The sequence below is a fragment of the Bradyrhizobium sp. LeoA1Lang genome (genome assembly GCF_055413685.1).
The window spans coordinates 46,204-67,470 of the sequence record NZ_JBVAPG010000014.1; the positions used below are offsets into that span (position 1 = coordinate 46,204).

General features: G+C 64.1%; 18 protein-coding genes. 5 read left to right on the forward strand and 13 right to left on the reverse strand.

The window, feature by feature from the left end; all coding sequences use genetic code 11:
* Nucleotides 1–8: 8 nt before the first annotated feature.
* From ACZYOF_RS07725 to ACZYOF_RS07740, 4 genes are all read left to right on the forward strand, one after another.
* On the forward strand, nt 9–968 hold the full coding sequence (locus ACZYOF_RS07725; protein WP_463715359.1) for an ABC transporter permease: 960 nt from the start codon (nt 9–11) through the stop codon (nt 966–968).
* Nucleotides 965–1,951 carry an ABC transporter ATP-binding protein gene (locus ACZYOF_RS07730; RefSeq protein ID WP_463715360.1) on the forward strand — a complete coding sequence of 329 codons (987 nt, stop codon included), beginning with the start codon at nt 965–967 and terminating at the stop codon, nt 1,949–1,951. Before ACZYOF_RS07725 ends, ACZYOF_RS07730 begins: the two co-directional genes overlap by 4 nt.
* Entirely contained in the window at nt 1,948–2,943 is a 996-nt protein-coding gene (locus ACZYOF_RS07735; RefSeq protein ID WP_463715361.1) for an ABC transporter ATP-binding protein, read from the forward strand. The genes ACZYOF_RS07730 and ACZYOF_RS07735 overlap by 4 nt, the downstream gene beginning before the upstream one ends.
* A gap of 97 nt (nt 2,944–3,040) precedes the next feature.
* Nucleotides 3,041–4,846 (forward strand): gamma-glutamyltransferase family protein, encoded by a 1,806-nt coding sequence (locus ACZYOF_RS07740; RefSeq protein WP_463715362.1) that lies wholly within the window; start codon nt 3,041–3,043, stop codon nt 4,844–4,846.
* Nucleotides 4,847–4,969: 123 nt separating this feature from the next.
* On the opposite strand, the gene cnbZ is transcribed toward ACZYOF_RS07740, so the two are convergent.
* From cnbZ to ACZYOF_RS07770, 6 genes are all read right to left on the reverse strand, one after another.
* The gene (gene cnbZ, locus ACZYOF_RS07745; protein ID WP_130578897.1) at nt 4,970–5,713 is read right to left on the reverse strand and encodes a 2-amino-5-chloromuconate deaminase CnbZ; all 744 of its coding nucleotides are present in this window, start codon (nt 5,711–5,713) and stop codon (nt 4,970–4,972) included.
* A 212-nt stretch (nt 5,714–5,925) separates the two neighbouring features.
* Nucleotides 5,926–9,024, reverse strand: a complete 3,099-nt coding sequence (locus ACZYOF_RS07750; RefSeq protein ID WP_130578896.1) for a MexW/MexI family multidrug efflux RND transporter permease subunit — start codon at nt 9,022–9,024, stop codon at nt 5,926–5,928.
* A gap of 17 nt (nt 9,025–9,041) precedes the next feature.
* Nucleotides 9,042–10,235 (reverse strand): efflux RND transporter periplasmic adaptor subunit, encoded by a 1,194-nt coding sequence (locus ACZYOF_RS07755; protein WP_394565487.1) that lies wholly within the window; start codon nt 10,233–10,235, stop codon nt 9,042–9,044.
* 1 nt (nt 10,236) lies between these two features.
* Entirely contained in the window at nt 10,237–10,938 is a 702-nt protein-coding gene (locus ACZYOF_RS07760; protein WP_130578894.1) for a TetR/AcrR family transcriptional regulator, read from the reverse strand.
* A gap of 321 nt (nt 10,939–11,259) precedes the next feature.
* Nucleotides 11,260–11,850 carry a thiamine pyrophosphate-dependent enzyme gene (locus ACZYOF_RS07765; protein WP_282529563.1) on the reverse strand — a complete coding sequence of 197 codons (591 nt, stop codon included), beginning with the start codon at nt 11,848–11,850 and terminating at the stop codon, nt 11,260–11,262.
* A complete protein-coding gene (locus ACZYOF_RS07770; RefSeq protein WP_463715363.1) occupies nt 11,847–12,392 on the reverse strand; it encodes a phosphonopyruvate decarboxylase in 546 nt (181 codons plus the stop codon). The genes ACZYOF_RS07765 and ACZYOF_RS07770 overlap by 4 nt, the downstream gene beginning before the upstream one ends.
* Nucleotides 12,393–12,495: 103 nt before the next feature.
* On the opposite strand from ACZYOF_RS07770, the gene ACZYOF_RS07775 reads away from it, so the two are divergent.
* Entirely contained in the window at nt 12,496–13,731 is a 1,236-nt protein-coding gene (locus tag ACZYOF_RS07775) for a cytochrome P450 (RefSeq protein WP_463715364.1), read from the forward strand.
* A 79-nt stretch (nt 13,732–13,810) separates the two neighbouring features.
* On the opposite strand, the gene ACZYOF_RS07780 is transcribed toward ACZYOF_RS07775, so the two are convergent.
* From ACZYOF_RS07780 to ACZYOF_RS07810, 7 genes are read right to left on the reverse strand one after another with little or no spacing between them, the layout of a single operon-like run.
* The gene (locus ACZYOF_RS07780) at nt 13,811–14,674 is read right to left on the reverse strand and encodes a sugar phosphate isomerase/epimerase family protein (RefSeq protein WP_463715365.1); all 864 of its coding nucleotides are present in this window, start codon (nt 14,672–14,674) and stop codon (nt 13,811–13,813) included.
* Nucleotides 14,674–15,867, reverse strand: a complete 1,194-nt coding sequence (locus ACZYOF_RS07785; RefSeq protein ID WP_463715366.1) for a dihydrodipicolinate synthase family protein — start codon at nt 15,865–15,867, stop codon at nt 14,674–14,676. The genes ACZYOF_RS07780 and ACZYOF_RS07785 overlap by 1 nt, the downstream gene beginning before the upstream one ends.
* A 10-nt stretch (nt 15,868–15,877) precedes the next feature.
* Nucleotides 15,878–17,029, reverse strand: a complete 1,152-nt coding sequence (locus ACZYOF_RS07790) for a Gfo/Idh/MocA family protein (RefSeq protein ID WP_463715367.1) — start codon at nt 17,027–17,029, stop codon at nt 15,878–15,880.
* The gene (locus tag ACZYOF_RS07795) at nt 17,026–18,429 is read right to left on the reverse strand and encodes a hypothetical protein (RefSeq protein WP_463715368.1); all 1,404 of its coding nucleotides are present in this window, start codon (nt 18,427–18,429) and stop codon (nt 17,026–17,028) included. The genes ACZYOF_RS07790 and ACZYOF_RS07795 overlap by 4 nt, the downstream gene beginning before the upstream one ends.
* Nucleotides 18,430–18,435: 6 nt before the next feature.
* Complete coding sequence (locus tag ACZYOF_RS07800) at nt 18,436–19,281, reverse strand: ABC transporter ATP-binding protein (RefSeq protein WP_282529584.1); 846 nt, start codon at nt 19,279–19,281, stop codon at nt 18,436–18,438.
* 11 nt (nt 19,282–19,292) lie between these two features.
* Nucleotides 19,293–20,288: an ABC transporter substrate-binding protein gene (locus ACZYOF_RS07805; RefSeq protein ID WP_463715369.1), complete on the reverse strand. Its 996-nt coding sequence runs from the start codon at nt 20,286–20,288 to the stop codon at nt 19,293–19,295.
* Nucleotides 20,289–20,340: 52 nt separating this feature from the next.
* Nucleotides 20,341–21,150, reverse strand: coding sequence for an ABC transporter permease (locus ACZYOF_RS07810; RefSeq protein WP_463715370.1), 810 nt, complete (start codon nt 21,148–21,150; stop codon nt 20,341–20,343).
* Between the last annotated feature and the right edge of the window lie 117 nt (nt 21,151–21,267).

The following is a 21,267-nucleotide window of genomic DNA, read 5'->3' on the forward strand; positions in this document are numbered from 1 at the left end:
GCAGAAGAATGTCCGACGGCGTTGTTCAGCAACACACCAAAACCGCGCATTCTGGCGTGGGCTGGTTCCGACGCGCCGTCGACAGCGACCTGTTCTATTCCTTCCGCCGCTCGAAGCTGACGATGCTGGCGGCCGCGGTCACCGTGCTGTTCTTCCTGCTCGCGATCCTTGCTTCCGTGCTCGCCGTGCAGAACCCGTTCGACCCGGCGCAGCTCCAATTGATGAACTCACGCATCTCGCCGCTCTGGACCGCCGACGGCCAGAGCCCGTTCCTGCTCGGCACCGACGAGCAGGGCCGCGATGTGTTCTCCGCCATCCTCTACGGCCTGCGCATTTCGCTCACCGTCGGCGTGCTCGGCGTCATCTTCGCCGGCGCGATCGGGATCACGCTCGGGCTGATCGCGGGTTATCTCGGCGGCGCCGTCGACGCCGTGATCATGCGGATCGCCGACGTGCAGCTCACCTTCCCGGCGATCCTGATCGCGCTGATCGTCAACGGCGTCGCCAAATCCGTGTTCGGCAACCGGCTCGATCCGACGAGCATGCTCGCCGTGCTCGTCGTCGCGATCGGCCTAAGCTTCTGGGTGCAATATGCCCGCACCGTGCGCGGCTCGGTCATGGTGGAGAAGAACAAGGATTATGTCGCCGCCGCGCAACTGATCGGCCTGCCCGCGCCCAAGATCATGCTGCGCCACGTGCTGCCCAACACGATGGGCCCGATCCTCGTCATCGCCACCATCAACCTGGCGCTCGCGATCATCACCGAGGCGACGCTGTCATTCTTGGGCTCAGGCATGCCCGACACCATGCCCTCGCTCGGAACGTTGATCCGGATCGGTAACAACTATCTCTTCGCCGGCGAATGGTGGATCGTCGCCTTCCCCGGCATTGCGCTGGCCGGCTTGATCCTCTCGATCAACCTGCTCGGCGACTGGCTGCGCGACGCGCTCAATCCGAAGCTCCGATGACCGTGCCTGTCCTCTCCGTGCGTGACCTGAAGGTGGAGTTCGTCACCCGCCGCGCGACGTTGCGCGCGATCGACGGCGTCTCCTTCGACATCGCCAAGGGCGAGGTGCTGGGCGTGGTCGGCGAATCCGGCGCCGGCAAGTCGGTCACGGGCCTTGCCGTCATCGGCCTGATCGATCTGCCCGGCCGCATCTCCGGCGGCGAGATACATCTCTCGGGCATGCGCATCGATCACTTGCCACCGGAGGAGATCCGGCGCGTGCGGGGCAAGCGCATCGGCATGATCTTCCAGGATCCGCTGACGAGCCTCAACCCGCTCTATCGGATCGGCGACCAGATCGTCGAGACCATCCGCACCCACACCAACCTCTCCGAAAGCGCCGCGCGCAAGCGCGCCGTCGACCTGCTCGCCGAGGTCGGCATCCCCGCGCCGGAAAAGCGCGTCGACGGCTATCCGCATGAATTCTCCGGCGGCATGCGCCAGCGTGTCGTGATTGCGCTCGCGATCTGCGCCGAGCCGGAACTGATCATCGCGGACGAGCCGACGACCGCGCTCGACGTTTCCGTGCAGGCGCAGATCATCGCACTGATCAAGCGGCTCGGCCGCGACCACGGCACGGCGGTGATGCTGGTGACCCACGACATGGGCGTGATCGCCGAGACCTGCGACCGCGTCGCGGTGATGTATTCCGGCCGCATCGCCGAGATCGGCCCGGTGCAGGACGTCGTGCGGAACCCACTGCATCCCTACGCCAAGGGCCTGATGGGCGCGATCCCGACGCTTGCCGGCGAGGACAGGCGATTGGTGCAGATTCCCGGCTCCATGCCGCGATTGTCGGCGATTCCGCCGGGCTGCCCGTTCAACCCGCGCTGCGCTTTTGCCTTCGACCGCTGCCGGGTCGAGCGTCCCGAACCGACCCGCCAAGGCGCGCAGGCCGTCGCCTGCCATCTCTACGACCGCGCCGCGAAGGAGAGTGCGGCATGACATCGTTCATCGAGGTCAAGAATCTCCGGCGCGTGTTCGACGTGTCAAAGCCGTGGCTCAACCGCGTGCTCGAAGGCGGCCATCTCGAATTCCTCAGGGCGGTCGACGGCGTCACCTTCGATATCCGCAAAGGCGAAACCTTTGCGCTGGTCGGCGAATCCGGCTCCGGCAAGACCACGGTGGCGCGGATGGTGGTCGGGCTGTTGCCGCGGAGCTCGGGCGAGGTCGTGATCGACGGCGTCTCGATGACCGATCCGAGGCAGGCGCAGGCGCGCCAGCGCTTGCGCCGGCGCATCCAGATGATCTTCCAGGATCCCTATGCGAGCCTCAATCCGCGCTTCCGGGTCGATGCCATCGTCTCGGAGCCGATCCGCGCCTTCGACCTGATCCAGGGTGAACGCGACATCCGCGCCCGCGTCGGCGAGTTGCTGTCGCTGGTCGGGCTGCATGCCGATGACGGCCTGAAATACCCGCACGAATTCTCCGGCGGCCAGCGCCAGCGCATTGCGATCGCCCGCGCGCTCGCATCAGAAGCCGAGTTCATCGTCTGCGACGAGCCGACCTCGGCACTCGACGTCTCCGTGCAGGCGCAGATCCTCAACCTGATGCGCGACCTGCAGGACAAGTTCGGCCTCACCTACCTCTTCATCAGCCACAATCTTGCCGTCGTGCGCCACATGGCGAGCCGGATCGGCGTGATGTATCTCGGCCGCATCGTGGAGGTCGCGGAGGGCCGCGCGCTGTTCAATCATCCGCGCATGCCCTACACCAAGATGCTGCTTGGCGCGGTCCCTGATCTCGGCATGAGCGGCCGCCAGCGCATTCCCGTCAAAGGCGAAATCCCGAACCCGATCAATCCGCCGCCGGGATGCGCCTTCAACCCGCGCTGCCCGCTCGCGTTCGATTTATGCCGCCAAAAGGCGCCGGAGCTGATCGACGGCGTCGCCTGCCATGCCGTCAACTCCCCGGCCGAGGCTGCCGCGCCCGCGTGACCACATGGATGCGAGGTAGCCATGCCGGCCGCGCCGTTGGCAGCAGCGTCCGCCTGTGATCAAGTGCGCCCGCACAAAAAACAACTGGTGGCGAGCCATGGGCAACATCAATCCCGATCCGTTCACGACGCGTCCCGAGATCGAAGGCACGTTCGGCGTCGTCACCTCGACGCATTGGATCGCGACCGCGGTCGGTATGGCCACGCTGGAAAAAGGCGGCAACGCCTTCGACGCCGGCGTCGCCACCGCCTTCACGCTGCAGGTGGTCGAGCCGCACCTGAACGGTCCAGGCGGCGACGTACCGGTCATCGTCCATGACGTGAAGCGCGGTAAGACCGAGGTGATTTGCGGCCAGGGTCCCGCGCCGGCGAAGGCGACGATCGCGCATTATCGCAGCGAAGGGCTGGAGATGGTGCCCGGCACCGGCCTGCTCGCCGCCTGTGTGCCCGGCACGTTCGAGTCCTGGATGCTGCTGCTGCGCGATTACGGCACGCTCAAGCTACGCGACGTGCTCGAGCCCGCGATCGCCTATGCCGGCGAAGGCTTTCCGCTGGTCGAACGCGCCTCCGCCACCATCAAGATCGTGGAGCAATTGTTCCGGAAATACTGGACGACCTCGGCCGAGGTCTATCTGCCCAACAACGAGGTGCCCAAGCCCGGCACGATCTTCACTAACAAGCGCCTTTCGGAAACTTACGCCCGCATCCTGAAAGAAGCGGAAAGCGCCGGCAGCGACCGCGTCGCACAGATCGAGCGCGCGCGCCAGGCGTGGTCGAAGGGCTTTGTCGCCGAGGCGATCGACAAATTCTGCCGCACCCAGGAAGTGATGGACGTCTCCGGCTCGCCGCATCGCGGCGTGCTCTCGGCCGACGACATGGCACGCTGGCAGCCCACGATCGAAGCGCCCCTGACCTGCGATTACGCCCGCTACACCGTGTGCAAGGCCGGCGTCTGGAGCCAGGGCCCGGTGATGCTGCAGCAACTCGCTTTGCTGAAGGGTTTTGACCTCGACGGCCTCGATCCCACCAGCGCCGATTTCATCCATCTGCAGATCGAATGCGCCAAGCTCGCTTACGCCGACCGCGAGACATTCTACGGCGATCCGAACTTCACGGATATCCCGATCGAAACGCTGCTCTCGGATGCCTATAACGACGAGCGCCGCAAGCTGATCTCGAAGGACAAGGCTTCGCTCGACTTCATCCCCGGCTCGGTCGAAGGCTTTGGCGCGGTGGTGAAGCTGCGCCGCGCCGAGGGCCATCGCGAGGCGGTCGGTGCGATGGGCGCGGGCGAGCCCACCGTCGGCCGTTTTGGCGAGGTGCGCGGCGACACCGTGCATTTCGACATCATCGACAAGGCCGGCAACATGATCTCGGCGACGCCCTCCGGCGGCTGGCTGCAGTCCTCGCCTGTTATCCCCGAGCTCGGCTTCTGCCTCGGCAGCCGCGCGCAGATGTTCTGGCTCGAGGAGAATCACCCCGCCGCGCTTGCGCCGGGCAAGCGCCCACGCACCACGCTCTCGCCCACCATGGCGCTGCGCGACGGCGAGCCCTATCTGGCCTGGGGCTCGCCGGGCGGCGACCAGCAGGACCAATGGATCACGCAGTTCTTCCTCCGCCACGTCCATGCCAAGCTGAACCTGCAGGAGGCGATCGACGCGCCGGCCTGGCATTCCGAGCATTTCCCGATCTCGTTCTGGCCACGCACCGCGCGCCCGGGCGTGCTCGTCGTCGAAGGTCGCGTGCCCAAGGCGAGCATCGACGAGTTGCAGCGTCGCGGCCACATCGTCGAGGTCGGGCCTGACTGGTCGGAGGGACGGCTGACGGCGGCTTCGCGCGTGGGGCGCAAGCGCCGCGCCGCCGCCAACCCGCGCGGCATGCAGGGCTACGCCGCTGGAAGGTAAGGGGCGCTCACGCCTCACTGCGCGTCATTGCGAGGAGCAAAGCGACGAAGCAATCCATGCCTCCACGAGCGGCGAGATAGATTGCTTCGCTCCGCTCGCAATGACGGGGAGAGAGACGCGCTTTTAGATTACCAGCTCCCGCAGCACGCGGCGGCAATCCATCTCGTATTCGAGATCGACCACCGGCGGCCGGGCAAAATGCCAGGTCAGGCCGGAGCGGGTGGCGCCGCGGCGCACCAGCTCGTCGGCGAGATGCGGATGGAAATCGTGCACGGTGTAGACCTGCGCGCCGGTGGTGTCCCGCCAGGTGAAGCCGAATTCGGCGAGCCGCCGCTCCATCTCGCCCACGGTGAAGCGCACCTTCTCCTGCCAGGCTTCCGGGCTCATGTCGCGATAGCGGACGATGCGCTCGGGATAGCTGCCGGCACCGCCGCGCGCCTCGGCGCCACCGGCGATCACGAAGGACGGTGAGCTCCCCGTGCTCGGGCGCGTGAAGGAGAATGCATAGAATGAGGGCTCGGCGGGCGGATCGATTTCGGGACAGACATTGCTGCGCGCCACCGGATTGGTGGTGCCATCGAACAGCCCCCACTCCGCGAGCGTCTTCACATAATGCTCGTTGAAGGCGCGAAAGCCCTGCTCTGAGACCGCCGCCGGCGAACGTAACTCGCAGGCGCAGAACGAGGTCAACGGCCGTTCCGCCGCCTGGATATGGCTTGCGATCCGCGCAAAGCCTTCGGCAAGCGGCACCAGCCTGTCAAAGCGCACGCGCTCGACTTCAAAGCCCGGATTGGCGGCCGCGCCGCTCGAATACTGGAACACGGCTGGAATGAAACGATAATTGCCGGGCGCGAAATCGCTCACCATGTCTGTTTCCCCGAATCTTGTCGTTCTAGTTGCATTGACTGTAGCCCGGATGGAGCGAAGCGAAATCCGGGGATCACGCGATGCATCCGATCGAGTCCCGGATTGCGCTTCGCTCCATCCGGGCTACCTCATCATGCTTTCCGGAAAACCAAAAGGGCGACAACGGTAGGACCGTCGCCGCCCTTTCGCTGAGACTTTGGGGCCAAGAAGTCTCAGGTAGGCTTGAGCGCTCCGCCATCGCCGAGCTCGTAGTCGGCGATCTGCTTGTTGCGCTCCGAAGTCGCTTTCGCCCGGTGATCGGTGGCGATCGTCACGTAGACCGCGGGCAGCACGAACAGCGTGAACAGCGTGCCGATCAGCATGCCCGCAACCACGACCAGGCCGATCGAGAACCGGCTGGCAGCGCCAGCGCCCGATGCGGTCAAGAGCGGGATCAGGCCGGTGACCATCGCCGCCGTCGTCATCAGGATCGGACGCAAGCGGATGCGGGCTGACATCTCGATGGCCGAGCGGCGGTCAAGCCCCTCGTTGAGCTGCAGCTCGTTGGCGAACTCCACCATCAGGATCCCGTGCTTGGTGATGAGGCCGACCAGCGTCAGCAACCCAACCTGGGTGTAGATGTTCATGGTCGCCACGCCGAAGAACAGCGGGATCAGGGCGCCGACGATCGCCATGGGCACCGAGACCATGATGACCAGCGGGTCGCGCAAGCTCTCGAACTGCGCCGCCAGCACCAGGAAGATGATGATCACGGCGAACGCGAAGGTGATGACGAGCTGGTTGCCCTCCTGCACATATTGCCGCGAGTCCGCCAGATAGTCATGGCCGAAGCCGGCCGGCAGCTTCTTCGCCTCGCCTTCGAGGAACTCGACCGCCTGGCCAACCGTCACGCCCGGCATCGGCACCGCTGAGAACGTCGCCGAGTTGAGCTGGTTGTAGTGCGTCAGCGCGTTCGGATCGGTGCCCGTCTCGATCGAGACGACGGTCGAGATCGGCACCAACTGCCCGGTGTTGGTCGGCACGTAGTAACCACCGAGCGCCTCCGGCGACAGGCGGACGGCACGCGGCACCTGCGGGATCACCTGGTAGGAACGTCCCTCCAGGTTGAAGCGGTTGACATAGTTGCCGCCGAGCAGCGTGGCCAGCGTGGCGCCAACCTGCTGCATGTTGATGCCGAGGTCGCTTGCCTTGGAGCGGTCGACGCGGACGCGCACCACCGGCTGGTTGAAATCGAGATCGCTGTCGCTGACGATGAACATGCCGCTCTTGCGCGCGGCGGCCTTCAATTTCTCCATCTGCTCATAGATGGCCTGGAAGCTGACGGTCGAATTGATCACCATCTGCACCGGCAGGCCGCCCGGACCACCTGGCAACGGCGGCAGGTTGAAGGCGAAGGCGTTGACGCCTTCGATCTTTGACAGTTCCGCCTGCACCAGCGGCTTCAACGCAATGGCCGAACGCTTGCGCTCATCCCACGGGGTGAGCAGCATGCCGGCGATGCCGCTTTGCGCACTCGGCGTGCCGTTCAGAATAAAGCGCAGATCCGTCTCCGGAAACTTCTGGAACACCTTGTCCATCTTCTCGCCGTAGAAGTCGACGTAGTCGATGTTGGCGTATTTCGGCGCCTTGGTCAGCGCGAACACGATGCCCTGGTCCTCTTCGGGCGCCAGCTCCTTCATCGTGTGCATGTAGAGGAAGCCGACGAGGCCGAGCATGGTCAGCGCGAACAAGCCGGTGATCGGCCGGTAGTCGAGCGAGCGGTCGAGCTTGCGGCCGTACCAGCGCGTCAATGAACCGAACACGCGGTTGACCGCCCGCGCGAAACGTCCTTCCTCGGTGTTCTTCAGGAGCACCGAGCACATCATCGGCGACAGCGTCAGCGCGATCACGCCCGACACGATCACCGAGCCCGCCAGCGTGAAGGCGAATTCGCGGAACAGCGCACCGGTGAGACCGCCAAGGAAGCCGATCGGCGCGTACACCGCGGCGAGCGTGATGGTCATGGAGATGACCGGACCCACGATCTCGCGCGCGCCGATCAATGAGGCTTGTACCGGCGTCTTGCCCTCCTCAAGATGGCGGTGGATGTTCTCCACCACCACGATGGCATCGTCGACCACGAGACCGATCGCGAGCACCATCGCAAGCAGGGTCAGGAGGTTGATGCTGAAGCCCATGACCAGCATCAGGCTGCAGACACCGATCAGCGACAACGGGATCGTGACCACGGGGATGATGACCGACCGGATCGAGGCCAGGAACAGGAAGATCACCACGATAACGATCACGACGGCTTCGCCGAGCGTCTTCTCCACCTCGTCGATCGACGATTGAATGAACTTGGTGGAATCGTAGGCCACCTTCATCTTCAACGACGGCGGCAGGTTGCGCTCGAGTTCCGGGAACAGGGCGCGGACGCCCTTCACAAGGGTCAGCGGGTTACCTTGCGGGGTCGCGTTGATGCCGATGAAGATCGCATGCTCGCTATTGAACGCGACGCTCGCGTCCGTGCTTTGCGCGGCAAGCTCGACTTGCGCGATATCCTCCATCCGGACGAAACCGCCCTCCCTCGACTTCACGATCATGCGCTTGAACTCATCGATGTTGCGCAGGTCGGTGTTGGTCGAGACGTTGGAGACGATGTAGTAGCCCTTGGACTGGCCGGCGGCAGCCTGGAAGTTGTTGGATGCAATCGCCTGCGCAACATCCGTGGGCGACACGCCGCGCCCCGCCATCTTGATCGGGTCGAGCCACAATCGCATCGCAAAAGTCTGGCCACCGAGGATGTCGGCGGAAGCCACGCCGTCAACCGTCGACAGCAACGGCTGGACCACGCGCGTGAGGTAATCGGAGATCGCCGATCCTGACAGCTCCTCGCTGGAGAAGCCGAGATACATCACGGCCGTGGTCTGGCCGGTGGTCTTGGTGACGACCGGATCGTTTGATTCCCTCGGGATCAGGTATTTGACCGAGTTGACCTTGGCGAGCACCTCGGTGAGCGCCTGGTTCGGGTCGAAGTTCAGCTTGATGTAAACCTGGATCGTGGAGGTGCCGAGCACCGAGGACGAGGTGATGTAGTCGACGCCTTCGGCCGAGGCGACCGCCTGCTCGATCGGCGTCGTGATGAAGCCCTGGATCAGGTCGGCCGACGCACCGGGATAGCTGGTGGTGACGTTGACCACGGTGTTCGACAGTTTCGGATATTGCCGGATCGGGAGCACGGTCGCAGCCCGCAAGCCGATCAGGAGGATCAGCAGGCTGACGACGACCGACAGGACCGGCCGCTTGATGAAGATGTCGGTGAAGGACATTTACGGGGTCCTGCTTCTCAGTAGCGCGGCGGTTCGGCCGGGATCGGCGGCGTCGGCTCGGTGGAGATCGCAACCGCAGCGCCTGACTGCAGCTTGATCTGACCGAGCGCTACGATACGGTCGCCCGCCTTCAGGCCGCGGACGATTTCGGTGCGGCCGCCAAATCGCTTGCCGGTCTGCACGAAGGTACGCACCGCCGTCAGGCTGGTCTTGCCGTCGTTCTCCTTTTTCTCGGTGATCAGGTAGACCGAGTCACCATAGAGCGAGTAGTCGACCGCGGTTTCCGGAACCGTGATCACCGCCGGCTTGTCAGGCAGCACCACCGTGGTGGTCGCGAACATGCCGGGCTTGAGGATCTTTTCCGGATTGGCGACGGTGGCCTGCACGCGGATGTTGCGGGTGTCGGTCGCGACCTGCGGCTCGATCGTGGTCAGCTTGCCTTCGAAGACGCGATCCGGATAGGCGTCGACCTTGATGCGAACAGTCTGGCCGACCTTGAGCTGGCCGCTGTCCTTTTCCGTCACCGTGAAGTTGTCGTAGAGCATCGACAGATCGGTCAGCGACACGACCTGATTGCCCGCGGTCAGATATTGACCGACCTCGACCCTGCGCACGCCAAGCTCGCCATTGAAGGGGGCGCGGACCAGCTTCTGCGAGATCAGTGCCTCGGTCTTGGCAATGCCGGCCAGAGCCTGGTCATACGCGGCCTGGGTCTGGTCGACCGTGGCCTGCGGCCCGAAATTGCGCGCCGCAAGCTGCTTGGCGCGGTCGAGCGAGAGCTGCGCCACCGTCGCCTGCGCCTTGAAGCTGGCGAGGTCGCCCTGCTCCGGCCCGTCGAACAGTTGAACCAGCGGCGCACCCGCCTTTACCTCGGCGCCCGCGGTGAACAGGATATCCGTGATGCGTCCCGAGACGTCGGAGGTGACGTTGACCTGGTGCACGGCGGCGAGTTCGCCGACCGCGGTCAAAAGGTTCGGCACGACTTCCGATTTCGCCTCGGCCGCATTCACCGTCACCGGCGGCGGCTTCATGTTGGCGAAGAACTCGCCGATCATCTTGGCGCGGAAATAGTTGAACCAGACCAGGCCGCCGACGACGAGCGTCAACGCCAATCCGACGATGATGAACCAGCGCCCCATCCTGACCGGCCGCTTGTGCGGCTTTTTATCGATCGGTTCGCCCTTGATATTGGTTTCGGTCACGATGTTCATGTCATGCACTTTCTGCTGTTACCGATTGTCCCCGGCTCGGTGACGGCTGACGGTTCAAATAAAAGGAAATCGCGGCTTCGGTGAGCCCGATGCCGCGCAGGATGAATTCGCAAATCTGGCGCTCGAGGTCGGGAGCGTCGCCGTAGGTGAGGCACGGCGTCGTCGGCAGCCGCGTCAGCGCCGACATCAGCACGACATGGTGCGCGAACCAGAACAGATTGAGCGGCACGCTGCCGATGCGGGTGGCGTCGCCGGCGGCAACGGCGCGTTCCATCGACGCGGTGAAGGTCGGCTCGATCAGGCTGCCGATCTTGTCGTAAAGAAGCCGCGCGAATTCGCCGTCGTCGAGATGACTGGACGTCATCAGGCGCATCCGCTGCGCGTCCTCCTCGTCCGGCCCCTGTGATACCTCCAGGAAATGCCCGACCATGCCCTTCACGAGTTCGATCAGGGTTGCGGTCGACGGCTCCAGCCCGAGCAGATGCGCAAGATCGGGGTCGGCCTCGCACTCTTCTGCGAGGATTTCGGCGTAAAGCGCCGCCTTGGAGGGGAAGTGCTTGAACAACAGCCCTTCCGAAATGGAAGCGGCGGCCGCCACGCTCTTGGTCGTGGTGCCGGCAAAGCCATGGCGGGCAAAGCATCGCTTGGCGGCGCTCAGAATCAACTGCCGCCGCAAGTCACTTGTCATGCGCAGGGTAGACATGCGCGTGAGTAATCACTCACCTTAAAGAATGTCAAGAATTTACGGCAGTGCAAAAACAGAACTTAAGGTTGGGCCATGCCCCAACCTCCCGATAAGGTCTTGTACCGTCAGGAGGATAACGTGATGTCACACTTGACAAAAATCGGCAAGCACGCGGCCGACGGACGCGGGAACTCTACACCTCCCACGGAGAGGGGCGAGTCGCAAGCAATTGGATGAGTGCCGTAGCCCGGGTGGAGCGCCAGCGTAACCCGGGGCCGCTCTCAACGTTGACTCAGGGATCCCGGGTTGCGCTGCGCTCCACCCGGGCTACAAAACTCCCTAGATCGGCTGGTAGCCCAGCGAGCCGCGCAGGCGGTTGACGATGAAGGTGCCGTCGCGGTTCGACAGCACCCGCTCCAGATTGGCGCCGTCGATCTTCACATTGGCGAAGCGCGGACCGCGGCTCGCTTCCTTGAGCGACAGTGCGAACGCTTCGACCTCGGCCATGGTGGTGATCGCACGGCTGTCGGCGATGCCGCAGGCCTTGGCGACACCGACCAGGTCGACCGAAGCGGCAGTATGGCTGACCTGTCCGCCGGTCTCGCCATAGGCCTCGTTGTCGAGCACGACGATGGAGAGGTTGGCGGGCTTCTGCGCGCCGACGGTGGCGATGCTCCCGAGCCCCATCAGCATCTCGCCGTCGCCGGTGATGACGATCACCGGCAGCTCGGGTTGCGCCAGCGCGAGCCCGAGCCCGATCATGACCGCACCGCCCATGGCGCCCCAGAGATAGAAATTGCGGTCATCATCGCCGGCGGCGGCGATGTCATAGGTCGAGGCACCGAGGCCGCCGACCGCGATCGCGCCGTTACGGTCCTTCAGCAGGTGAGAGACGACCGCGCGGCGGTCCAGGAGATTGGCCTTGCTCATTTCACGAACACCTTTGCCCCGATCAGCCGCTGCGACAGCAGCACGGCGGTCGGCGTCGACGCGTTATAGGCCTGCGCTGCGCCGGCCTCGACGACCTCGCGCACTTCCTCAGGATGCGTCGCCCGCAATACCTTGACGCCGCAGAGCTCGAATGCGGCTTGCGTGTTCGACCCCATCGGCACCTGCCACGGATTGAACTCGCCCCATTCCCCGCGCATCGTCACCAGCGTCAGGAACGGAAAGCGGAAGATCTGCGTCAGCGACAGCATGTTGATGCAATTGCCGACGCCGCTCGACTGCATCAGCAGCACGCCGCGCTGGCCGCCGGCCCAGGCGCCGAGCAGCAGTGCTATGCCCTCCTCTTCCGTCGTCAGCGGAATGCCGCGCATCGTAGAGGAGCCGAGCACGCGGTCGATCAGTTGCGAATGCCCGGCGTCAGGCACGTAAGGCACCTCGCGGACATCGAAGCGCTGCAATGTCGAGAAAATCTCTTCCGGCCATGCGGGCTGGCTGTCGGAGGCAGTTTCAGTGCGGGCGTGCATGGGCGTTTCCGAAGGGATAAGCGAGACAGGCCAACTGTAAAGCGGGCGGCACTTTCCGGAAGAACAAAAACGGCATATCAGTTCTCAAAAAGAGTATGGCACCATGACCGGAAACGCACGAGAGCTGGCTGAGAGTTTCGACCTCGAACGGTTGACGCCGGAATTCTATGCCAACCCCTATCCGACCTATCGTGCACTGCGGGATAACGCGCCGGTCAAGCGCCTGCCGAACGGCTCCTATTTCCTGACCCGCTACGACGACCTCGTCACCGCCTACAAGAGCACGAAAGCGTTCTCCTCCGACAAGAAGAAGGAGTTTTCGCCGAAATACGGCAACTCCTTCCTCTACGAGCATCACACCACGAGCCTCGTCTTCAACGACCCGCCGGCGCACACCCGCGTGCGGCGGCTGATCATGGGCGCGCTCTCGCCGCGCGCGATCGCCGCGATGGAGCCCGATCTGATCCGCCTGGTCGACGGGCTGCTCGATGCGATCGCCACCAAAGACAAGGTCGAGCTGATCGAGGATTTCGCTTCCGCGATCCCGGTTGAGGTGATCGGCAATCTGCTCGACGTGCCCCACGACGAGCGCGGTCCCTTGCGCGACTGGTCGCTCGCAATCCTGGGCGCGCTCGAGCCGGTGATCTCATCAGAGCAATTTGCGCGCGGCAACAAGGCGGTGAAGGACTTCCTCGCCTATCTGGAGACGCTGGTCGAGCGGCGCCGCGCCAAGCCGGGCAATCCCGAACGCGACGTGCTGACGCGGCTGATCCAAGGCGAAAATAATGGCGAAGATAATGGCGAGCGGCTGACCGAAAAGGAACTGCTGCACAATTGCATCTTCCTGCTCAACGCTGGCCACGAGACCACGACCAATCTGATCGGCAACGGCCTGCTGACGCTGCTGCATTACCCTGCGGAAAAGCAGCGGCTGATCTCGCAGCCCGAGCTGATCAAGACCGCGGTCGAGGAGATGCTGCGCTATGAGAGCTCGAACCAGCTCGGCAACCGCATGATCGTGGAAGAAGTCGAGCTCAGCGGCATCAAGATGCCCGCGGGCACGCCGGTGACGCTCTGCATCGGCGCCGCCAACCGCGATCCCGCGCAATTTCCGGACCCCGAGCGCTTTGACATCGCGCGTACCCCGAACCGCCACCTCGCCTTCGGCACCGGCGCCCATCAATGCGCAGGGATGGCGCTAGCGCGACTCGAAGGCGCCATCGCGATCTCGCGTTTCCTCGCCCGCTTCCCGAATTACACGCTTGCCGGCGAGCCAACACGCGGTGGCCGCGTGAGATTCCGCGGATTTTTGACCGTGCCGTGCGAGGTGAATTGGTAGGGTGGGCAAAGCGAAGCGTGCCCACCATGACGAGCGGAATGTTGATGGTGGGCACGCTTCGCTTTGCCCACCCTACCAATCAGACCACCGATCGGTGCCTTTCGATGCAGGTCCGCAACACCTCATCCATCGGCCGGCTCCACCAATCGTTGGAAAAGATCTCGATCTCCGAATAGCCCGCATACCCTTGCGCTTCCACCGCCGCGCGAACCGATTTGATATCGATCACGCCGTCGCCCATCATGCCGCGGTCGTTGAGGATGTCCTTGGTCGGCACCAGCCAGTCGCAGACGTGAAACGCCAGCAATCGCTCCTTGCCCGCGCGTGCGATCTGGCCCATCAACTCCGGGTCCCACCAGATGTGATAGACATCGAGCGCGACGCCCAGCATGCCGCTGCGCTGCGGGTCCAGCGCATCGCAGATGTCGAGCGCCTGCTTGGTCGTGTTCACACAGGCGCGGTCGCCGGCATAGGCCGGATGCAATGGCTCGATCGCGAGCGGCAGCTTTGCCCCTCTTGCATATTCCAGCATCTCGGCGATGCCGTCATGCACCTGCGTGCGCGCTGCCACGATGTCCTTCGAGGCCGCGCTACCCGGCCGCGAATATTGCGGCAGGCCGCCGACCACAAGCACGATGCAGGAGGCGCTGAGCGCGGCGGCCTCGTCGACCGCGCGGCGGTTGTCGTCGCGCGCCTCAACCTGACGCGCAGCGTCCGCGACGAACATGCCGCCGCGGCAATAGCCTGACAATTCGAGCCCGGCGTCGCGCACCGCGCGCACGGCACGCTCGAGGCCAACGCCTGCGACCTGGTCGCGCCAGGGATCGATGGCGCGGATGCCGTGGCGCGCACAGGCCTCGATGATCTCGACCAGATTGCCCTGCTTGCGGACCGTCGCCGTGTTCAGCGACAGCCAGCGGTGATCGGAAGAAAAATCGCGCATCAGGACTCGATACCGCGCGTTGCCAGCACCGTCTTCATCCGCCATGTCGCCAATTCCGGATTGGCGAGCAGGCCGGCCGCGTCGGCGAGGCGGAACAGTTCGGCGAGATGCAGCGTCGAGCGCGCGCTCTCCTGTCCGCCGACCATGGTGAAGTGATCCTGGTGCCCGTTGAGATAGGCCATGAACACGATGCCGGTCTTGTAGAAGCGCGTCGGCGCCTTGAAGATGTGACGCGACAGCGGCACCGTCGGCCCCAGCACGTCGTGGAAGCCTGCCTCGTCGCCCGCGGCCAATCGCGACAGCGCGTAGGATGCCGCCGGCGCGATCGCATCGAAGATGCCGAGCAGCGCGTGAGAGAAGCCCTGCTCGTCGCCGGCGATCAGTTCAGCATAGTTGAAGTCGTCGCCGGTATACATCTTGACGCGCGGATCGAGCCGCCAGCGCATGTCGATCTCGCGCTGCTTGTCGAGCAGCGACACCTTGACGCCGTCGACCTTCGCGGCGTGGCTATTGATGATGGCCACCGCCGTGTCCATCGCTTTGTCCAAATCGCTGGTGCCCCAATAGCCCGCGAGCGCCGGGTCGAACATGTCGCCCAGCCAGTGGATGATCACGGGCTCGCGGACCTGCGACAGCACGCGGTCACAGACTTTGGCGTAGTCGTCCGCACTCCGCCCGAGCTTTGCCAACGCCCGCGAGCACATCAGGATGATGCGGCCGCCGACCTTCTCGATTGCGGCAATCTGTTCTTCGTAGGCGCGGATCACGTCGTCCAGCGTCTTGGCGTCCTCCACCGCGAGGTGGTCGGTGCCGGCGCCGGAAAACACCAGCGCATTGCCCTTCGCCTTCGCCGCGTTCACCGAGCGCTGGATCAATTCCAGCGAGGTGTTCCAGTCGAGCCCCATGCCGCGCTGCGCGGTGTCCATCGCTTCCGCGACGCCCAGTCCCAGATCCCAGACATGTTCGCGGAACGCGATCGTCCTGTCCCAGTCGACCGCGGCGTTAAGCCACGGATCGACATCGGCGCGCGGGTCGGCGACGACATGCGCCGCCGAGAACGCGACGCGGTTGAGCGTGCCCTCGAGCTTGGCAGGAAAGCTTCGCGACGCCGCGAGACGATAGGTCTCGAGGCCGCCGCCCGCGGTCGGCAGCTTCAGGGAGAGCGAAGACATCGGCGGGACGAGCTTGTTCATGATCCTGTCCTCACAGCCTGATCGGTTCGACGTCGATCCAGCGCCGCTCCTTCCAGCTCTTGAGCGCGCATTCGGCAAGCTGCACGCCCTTGGCGCCTTCGAGCAGCGTGTATTTGTAGGGAGCGTCCTCGCAGACGTGGCGGATGAACATCTCCCACTGCTCCTTGAAGCCGTTGTCGTAGACGGCATTCTCAGGCAGCTTCTGCCAGTCGGCATAGAAATCGTGCAGCCGCTTCTCGTCCGGATTCCACACCGGCCGCGGCGTCGCCTGCCGCGCCTGGATCACGCAGTCGGTGAGCCCCGCCACCGCCGAGCCGTGGGTGCCGTCGACCTGGAAGGTGACGAGATCGTCGCGATAGACGCGTGTCACCCAGCTCATGTTGATATGCGCGATCGCGCCGCCCTTGAGCTGGAAGGTCGCATAGGCGGAGTCGTCTGCCGTGGCTTTGTAGGCCTTGCCCTTCTCGTCATAGCGCTCGGGGATATCGGTCGTGCCGAGGCAGGAGATGCTCTGCACCTCGCCGAAGAGGTTGTCGAGCACGTAGCGCCAGTGGCAGACCATGTCGAGGATGATGCCGCCGCCGTCCTCAGTGCGGTAATTCCAGGACGGCCGTTGCGCTTCCTGCCAGCCGCCCTCGAACACCCAGTAGCCGAACTCGCCACGCACCGAGAGCATGCGGCCGAAGAAGCCGGAGTCGCGCAGGAAGGCGAGCTTCTTCAGGCCGGGAAGGAACAGCTTGTCCTGCACCGTGCCGTGCTTGAGGCCCTTGGCGTTGGCGAGCTTCACCACCGCGACCGCCTCTTCCAGATTGGTCGCGATCGGCTTCTCGCAATAGACATGCTTGCCGGCGTTGATCGCCTTGGTCAGCAGCGAGGGCCGCGCCTGCGTGGTCGCGGCATCGAAGAACACGGTGTCATTGGGATCAGCCAGCGCCTTGTCGAGGTCGGTGGTGACGCGCGCGATCTCGAAACGCTTGGCCAGCGCGCCGACTTTCTCGGCATCGCGGCCGACCAGGATCGGATCCGGCATGATGCGGTCGCCATTCGCGAGCAGCACACCGCCTTGATTGCGGATCGCGACGATCGAGCGGATCAGATGCTGGTTGAGCCCCATCCGGCCTGTGACGCCGTTCATGATCAGGCCGAGACGTTTGGTGGTCATAGTACTTGCTCCTGCAGAATTCTTGTTGTTGGCGGCGCGAACGGCGATAGGGTGGACCAGTCCGGATGCACTGATGTGGAGAAGCCCGGCGTCGTCAGCGATCCCGTCAACAGATCGCCGTCATGGATGGCGAGGCGGACTTTTCCGCCGTCGCGGACATAGAGATCAGGATGCGCCGAGAGGAATGCCTCCGCCTCGGCAGTGGGCGTCTCGGCAAAGCCATCGACGTAGTGATGCCCGTTGCGCTCGGCATGGGTAACGCCGATCAATGCGCCGAGCGCGAGATCCTGCTGCACCGCGAGCCCCGCCTGGCAGGTCAGGTCCTCGCCCGAGACAAAGAACGCTTCGCCGTCCGCGCTCCATTTGGCCGCGCGCGTCGCGTTGACGATCGACTTGTAGAGGCCCTTGCAGGATTTCGAGGAGATGCCGCGATAGCTCAGCGCCCGCGCCGCCGGGAACGCGTCATAGGAATCATCGGCCTCGTCGATGATGAAGCCGCGCGCCGCCAGCGGGCCCAGCGCCGAGGCCTTCGTGATGTCGCGCGGCATCGGCTGCTCGATATAGAGCAGTTTTGCGGCGATCGGCTGCAATGCGTGATCGCGGTCGAGGCGGTCGACCAGCGTGGCGAGCGCCGCCAGGTCGGCATATTGCTCGTTGGCGTCGAGCGTGACCTTGTAGTCATGCGGCAGCGTCGCCAGCTCGTTGCCGATCCGGATCAGCCTGGCCGCATCATGTTCGGGATCGCCGTTGAGCTTGAGCTTGAAGTAGCGCGCGCCTGCATTTTCGTTTGCGTCGGCAACGCCGCCCTCGCCTTCGACCTTGTCGTCGAGGCCGACGGTGTGCCGGATCGAGACGCGCGGAAGCCGCTTGCGCCCGGCAAGGAAAGCCGCGATTTCACCGTCCGCGAGATCGGACGACAGCCGCGCATCGATGCCGGCAATGTTCTGCGCCATGCCGTCGAAGAAGTTGACGCCGACGGCGCGGAGCAGCGCATCCAGGATCGCCTTGTCGATTTCCGCCGGTCCATAGGCTGCCGCGAGCGGCGGGATGTCGTCGCGTGCGCACGCCTCGACTTGCGCGCCGATGCAGGCCGCATGCAGGCCGAACGCGGTGTCAAAACCGGATTGCGCTAGATAGAGCTCGCGCGCGATCAAGAGCGAACGCCGGAGTTCCTGCACCGTCTCGTCCGGCGTAAGCTGCGGCCGCTTGTCGAACCATTTCGGCACCAGGAATTCGGCACTCGCACCTAGTGCCCGCCCCTTCCCCTCAACGTCGATCTCCACCCGCACGAAAGCCTGCGGAGTTGCATTGACCACGACTGAGCCAAAGCGGAACGGCCGGGCAAAGCTCACCGGACGTTCGAACAGGGCTATATCTCGGACAACGAGACGAGGCGGCATCGAAGCTCAGTCCAGCGAGCCTTGGGTGAAGAAATGCTTGCGGATGCGCTGCACCAGCTCCATGAAGACCGGATCCGACATCGCATCCAGCGAGCGCGGTCGCGGCAGCGGCACATCGTAGATCGCCGCGATCGCACCGGGACGCTCGGTCATCACGAGCACGCGGTCAGCCAGGAACACCGCCTCGGGAATCGAGTGCGTGATCAGGAGCACCGTCTTGCCGGTCTCGCGCTGGATCCGCATCAGCTCGACATTCATGCGCTCGCGCGTCATCGCGTCCAGCGCGCCGAACGGCTCGTCCATCAGCATGATCTTCGGGTCATGCACCAGAGCGCGGCAGATCGAAGCGCGCTGCTGCATGCCGCCGGAGAGCTGCCACGGCAGCTTCTTCTCGAAGCCTTCGAGGCCGACCAGCTTCAGAAGCTCTTTCGCCCGCGGCAGATACTTTTCCCGCGGCAGCTTCTTCATGTCGATGGGCAGCATCACATTGGAAAGGATGTTCCGCCACGGGAGCAGCAGCGCGTGCTGGAAGACGATGCCGACATTGCCGTGCGGCTTCGTCACCGGCTCGCCCTCGACCAGGATCTCGCCTGATGTCGGCGGCAGCAGCCCGGAGATCATCTTCAGCAAGGTCGACTTGCCGCAGCCGGATGGGCCGACCACGACGAAGAACTCGCCTTGGTTGATGTGGAAGTCGAGCGGCCGCAGCGACGGCACATCGCCGTCGCGCGAGCGGTAGGTCTTGGAGACTCCGGACAGCTTGATGCCGGATGCCTCGCCGGCGGCACGGTCGGACACCAGGCGCAGATGCGCGGCCGGTTGATCCATATGGCTCTGTGTCGCCGGCTTCATTGCAGGTGCTTTCACGAGTCGCCCTTCGGCAGATAGTCGTTGGTGTAGAAGGCCTTCGGATTGGCCTTGGCCTTGGCATCGAGGCCGCCATATTCGACCATGAGGTCGACGGAGTCCTTCATGTTCTGGTCGGTGACCTGGAACGGCCGCTTGGTCTTGGTCTCTTCGGTGCGATAGAGCGGGATTGTCAGCTCAAAGCCCTGCGTCAGCGTGTCGATCTTGCCGCCCTTGGGGTTGGCATCGAGGATTGACTGCGCCGCCGCCTTCGGCTCCTTCTCGGCGGCTTCCACCGCCTTGGTCGTCGCCGACATGAAGCGGCGAACTAGATCGGCGTTCGCCTTGACGTAGTCGCTGTTGGCGATGATGCCCGAGGAGACCAGATGGATACCGTAATCGGCGAACTTGATCGGATAGACGTCCTTGCCGGTGGCGTCCTTGATCTTCATCGACTGGTCCATGACGTAGCCGAGCAACATATCAGCCTGACCGTTGATGACCGCGTTCAGCTTGGTCTGGCCGTCGCCGGCAACCGTCTGGAAATCGCTCTCCTTCAGGCCGGTCTTCTTCAGGAACAGCGGCCAGATCTGCGTCATGGAATCCGCCGGCGTGATCGCAACCGTCTTGCCCTTGATGTCCTCGGGTTTCCTGATGTTCTTGTCGATGAATCCCATCGCCGACATCGGGCTGGTCTGTAGGAGCACGCCGGTCGCGATGACGGGCGCGCCCTTCGCCGCCGCGCGCATCATCGTGGGAATATCGACATAGCCGAAATTGGCGGTCTTGGCGGCCACCGCCTGCGTGGTCGCGGCCGAGCCGCGGCCTTCCTGGATTTCGAGGTCGATGCCCTCGGCGGCATAGATGCCCTTGGCCTTGCCGTAATAGAACGGCGCGTGCTCGCCATAGACATACCAATTGAGCATCAGCACCACCTTGTCGGCGGCCGATGCCGGAAGCACCGATATCGCCGTCCAGGTCAGCGTCGCCAAGACCACAGCTATCAATCGCATCTTGTTCTCCTCCCTCTCCCCAAAACCTCTTGTTGTTGTCCTTCTGAATAACTCACGAAGCGAAAATAATGTCCTCGCGCTGGCTGACATGCCAGGGAATAACCAGGCGTTCGATGCGGTCGACGATCCAGAAAAGGATGACGCCGAGCAGCGCCAGGATCACCAGCGCTGCGAACATCGTCGGCAAGTCAAAGGTTCCGATCGAGCGCTGCATCACGTAGCCGATGCCGGAATTGGAGCCGACGAACTCGCCGACGACGGCGCCGACCACCGCCAGCGTCACTGACACTTTCAACCCCGAAAAGATCGCGGGCATCGCATGCGGCAGGTTGACGGCGCGGAACACCTGGAAACGGCTGCCCTGCATCGCACGCGCGAGATCGACCATATCCGGATCGACCGACTTGAATCCCTGCACGGCCGAGACCACCACCGGAAAGAAGCCGAGCAGGAACGCCGAAATTACCTTCGGGATGATGCCGAACCCGAACCAGACCACGAACAGCGGCGCGATCGCGATCTTCGGCACGGACTGCGAGAACACCAGCAGCGGATAGACATAGCTCTCTACCGTCCTCGATCCCGCGATCAGCATCGCGACGGGAATGCCGAACAGCGCCGACAAGAGGAAGCCGCAGATCGTCGCATAGGTCGTCGGCCACGACTGCCGCAATAGTTCCGGCCAGTCCGTTCGCAGCACGGCGACGACGTCGCCCGGCGACGGGATCTGATAGGCGGGAATTTGGAACAGGCGGATGGCGAGGTCCCAAGCCGCCACGATGAACACCAGGAACAGAAATGGGCGCACCCACGCCGCATTCAGCAGCCTCGACAGGCCGCCCGCTTCCTTGCTCTCCGCCACGTTCCGCTTCCCTGCTTGACCGTTTCTCGGATTGGAAATTAACCCGTTGGATAAATACTGTCCAGCCCGATTTCGCGCGGCATTTTGAGCGCATTCGGTCGTCATGCCCGGGCTTGA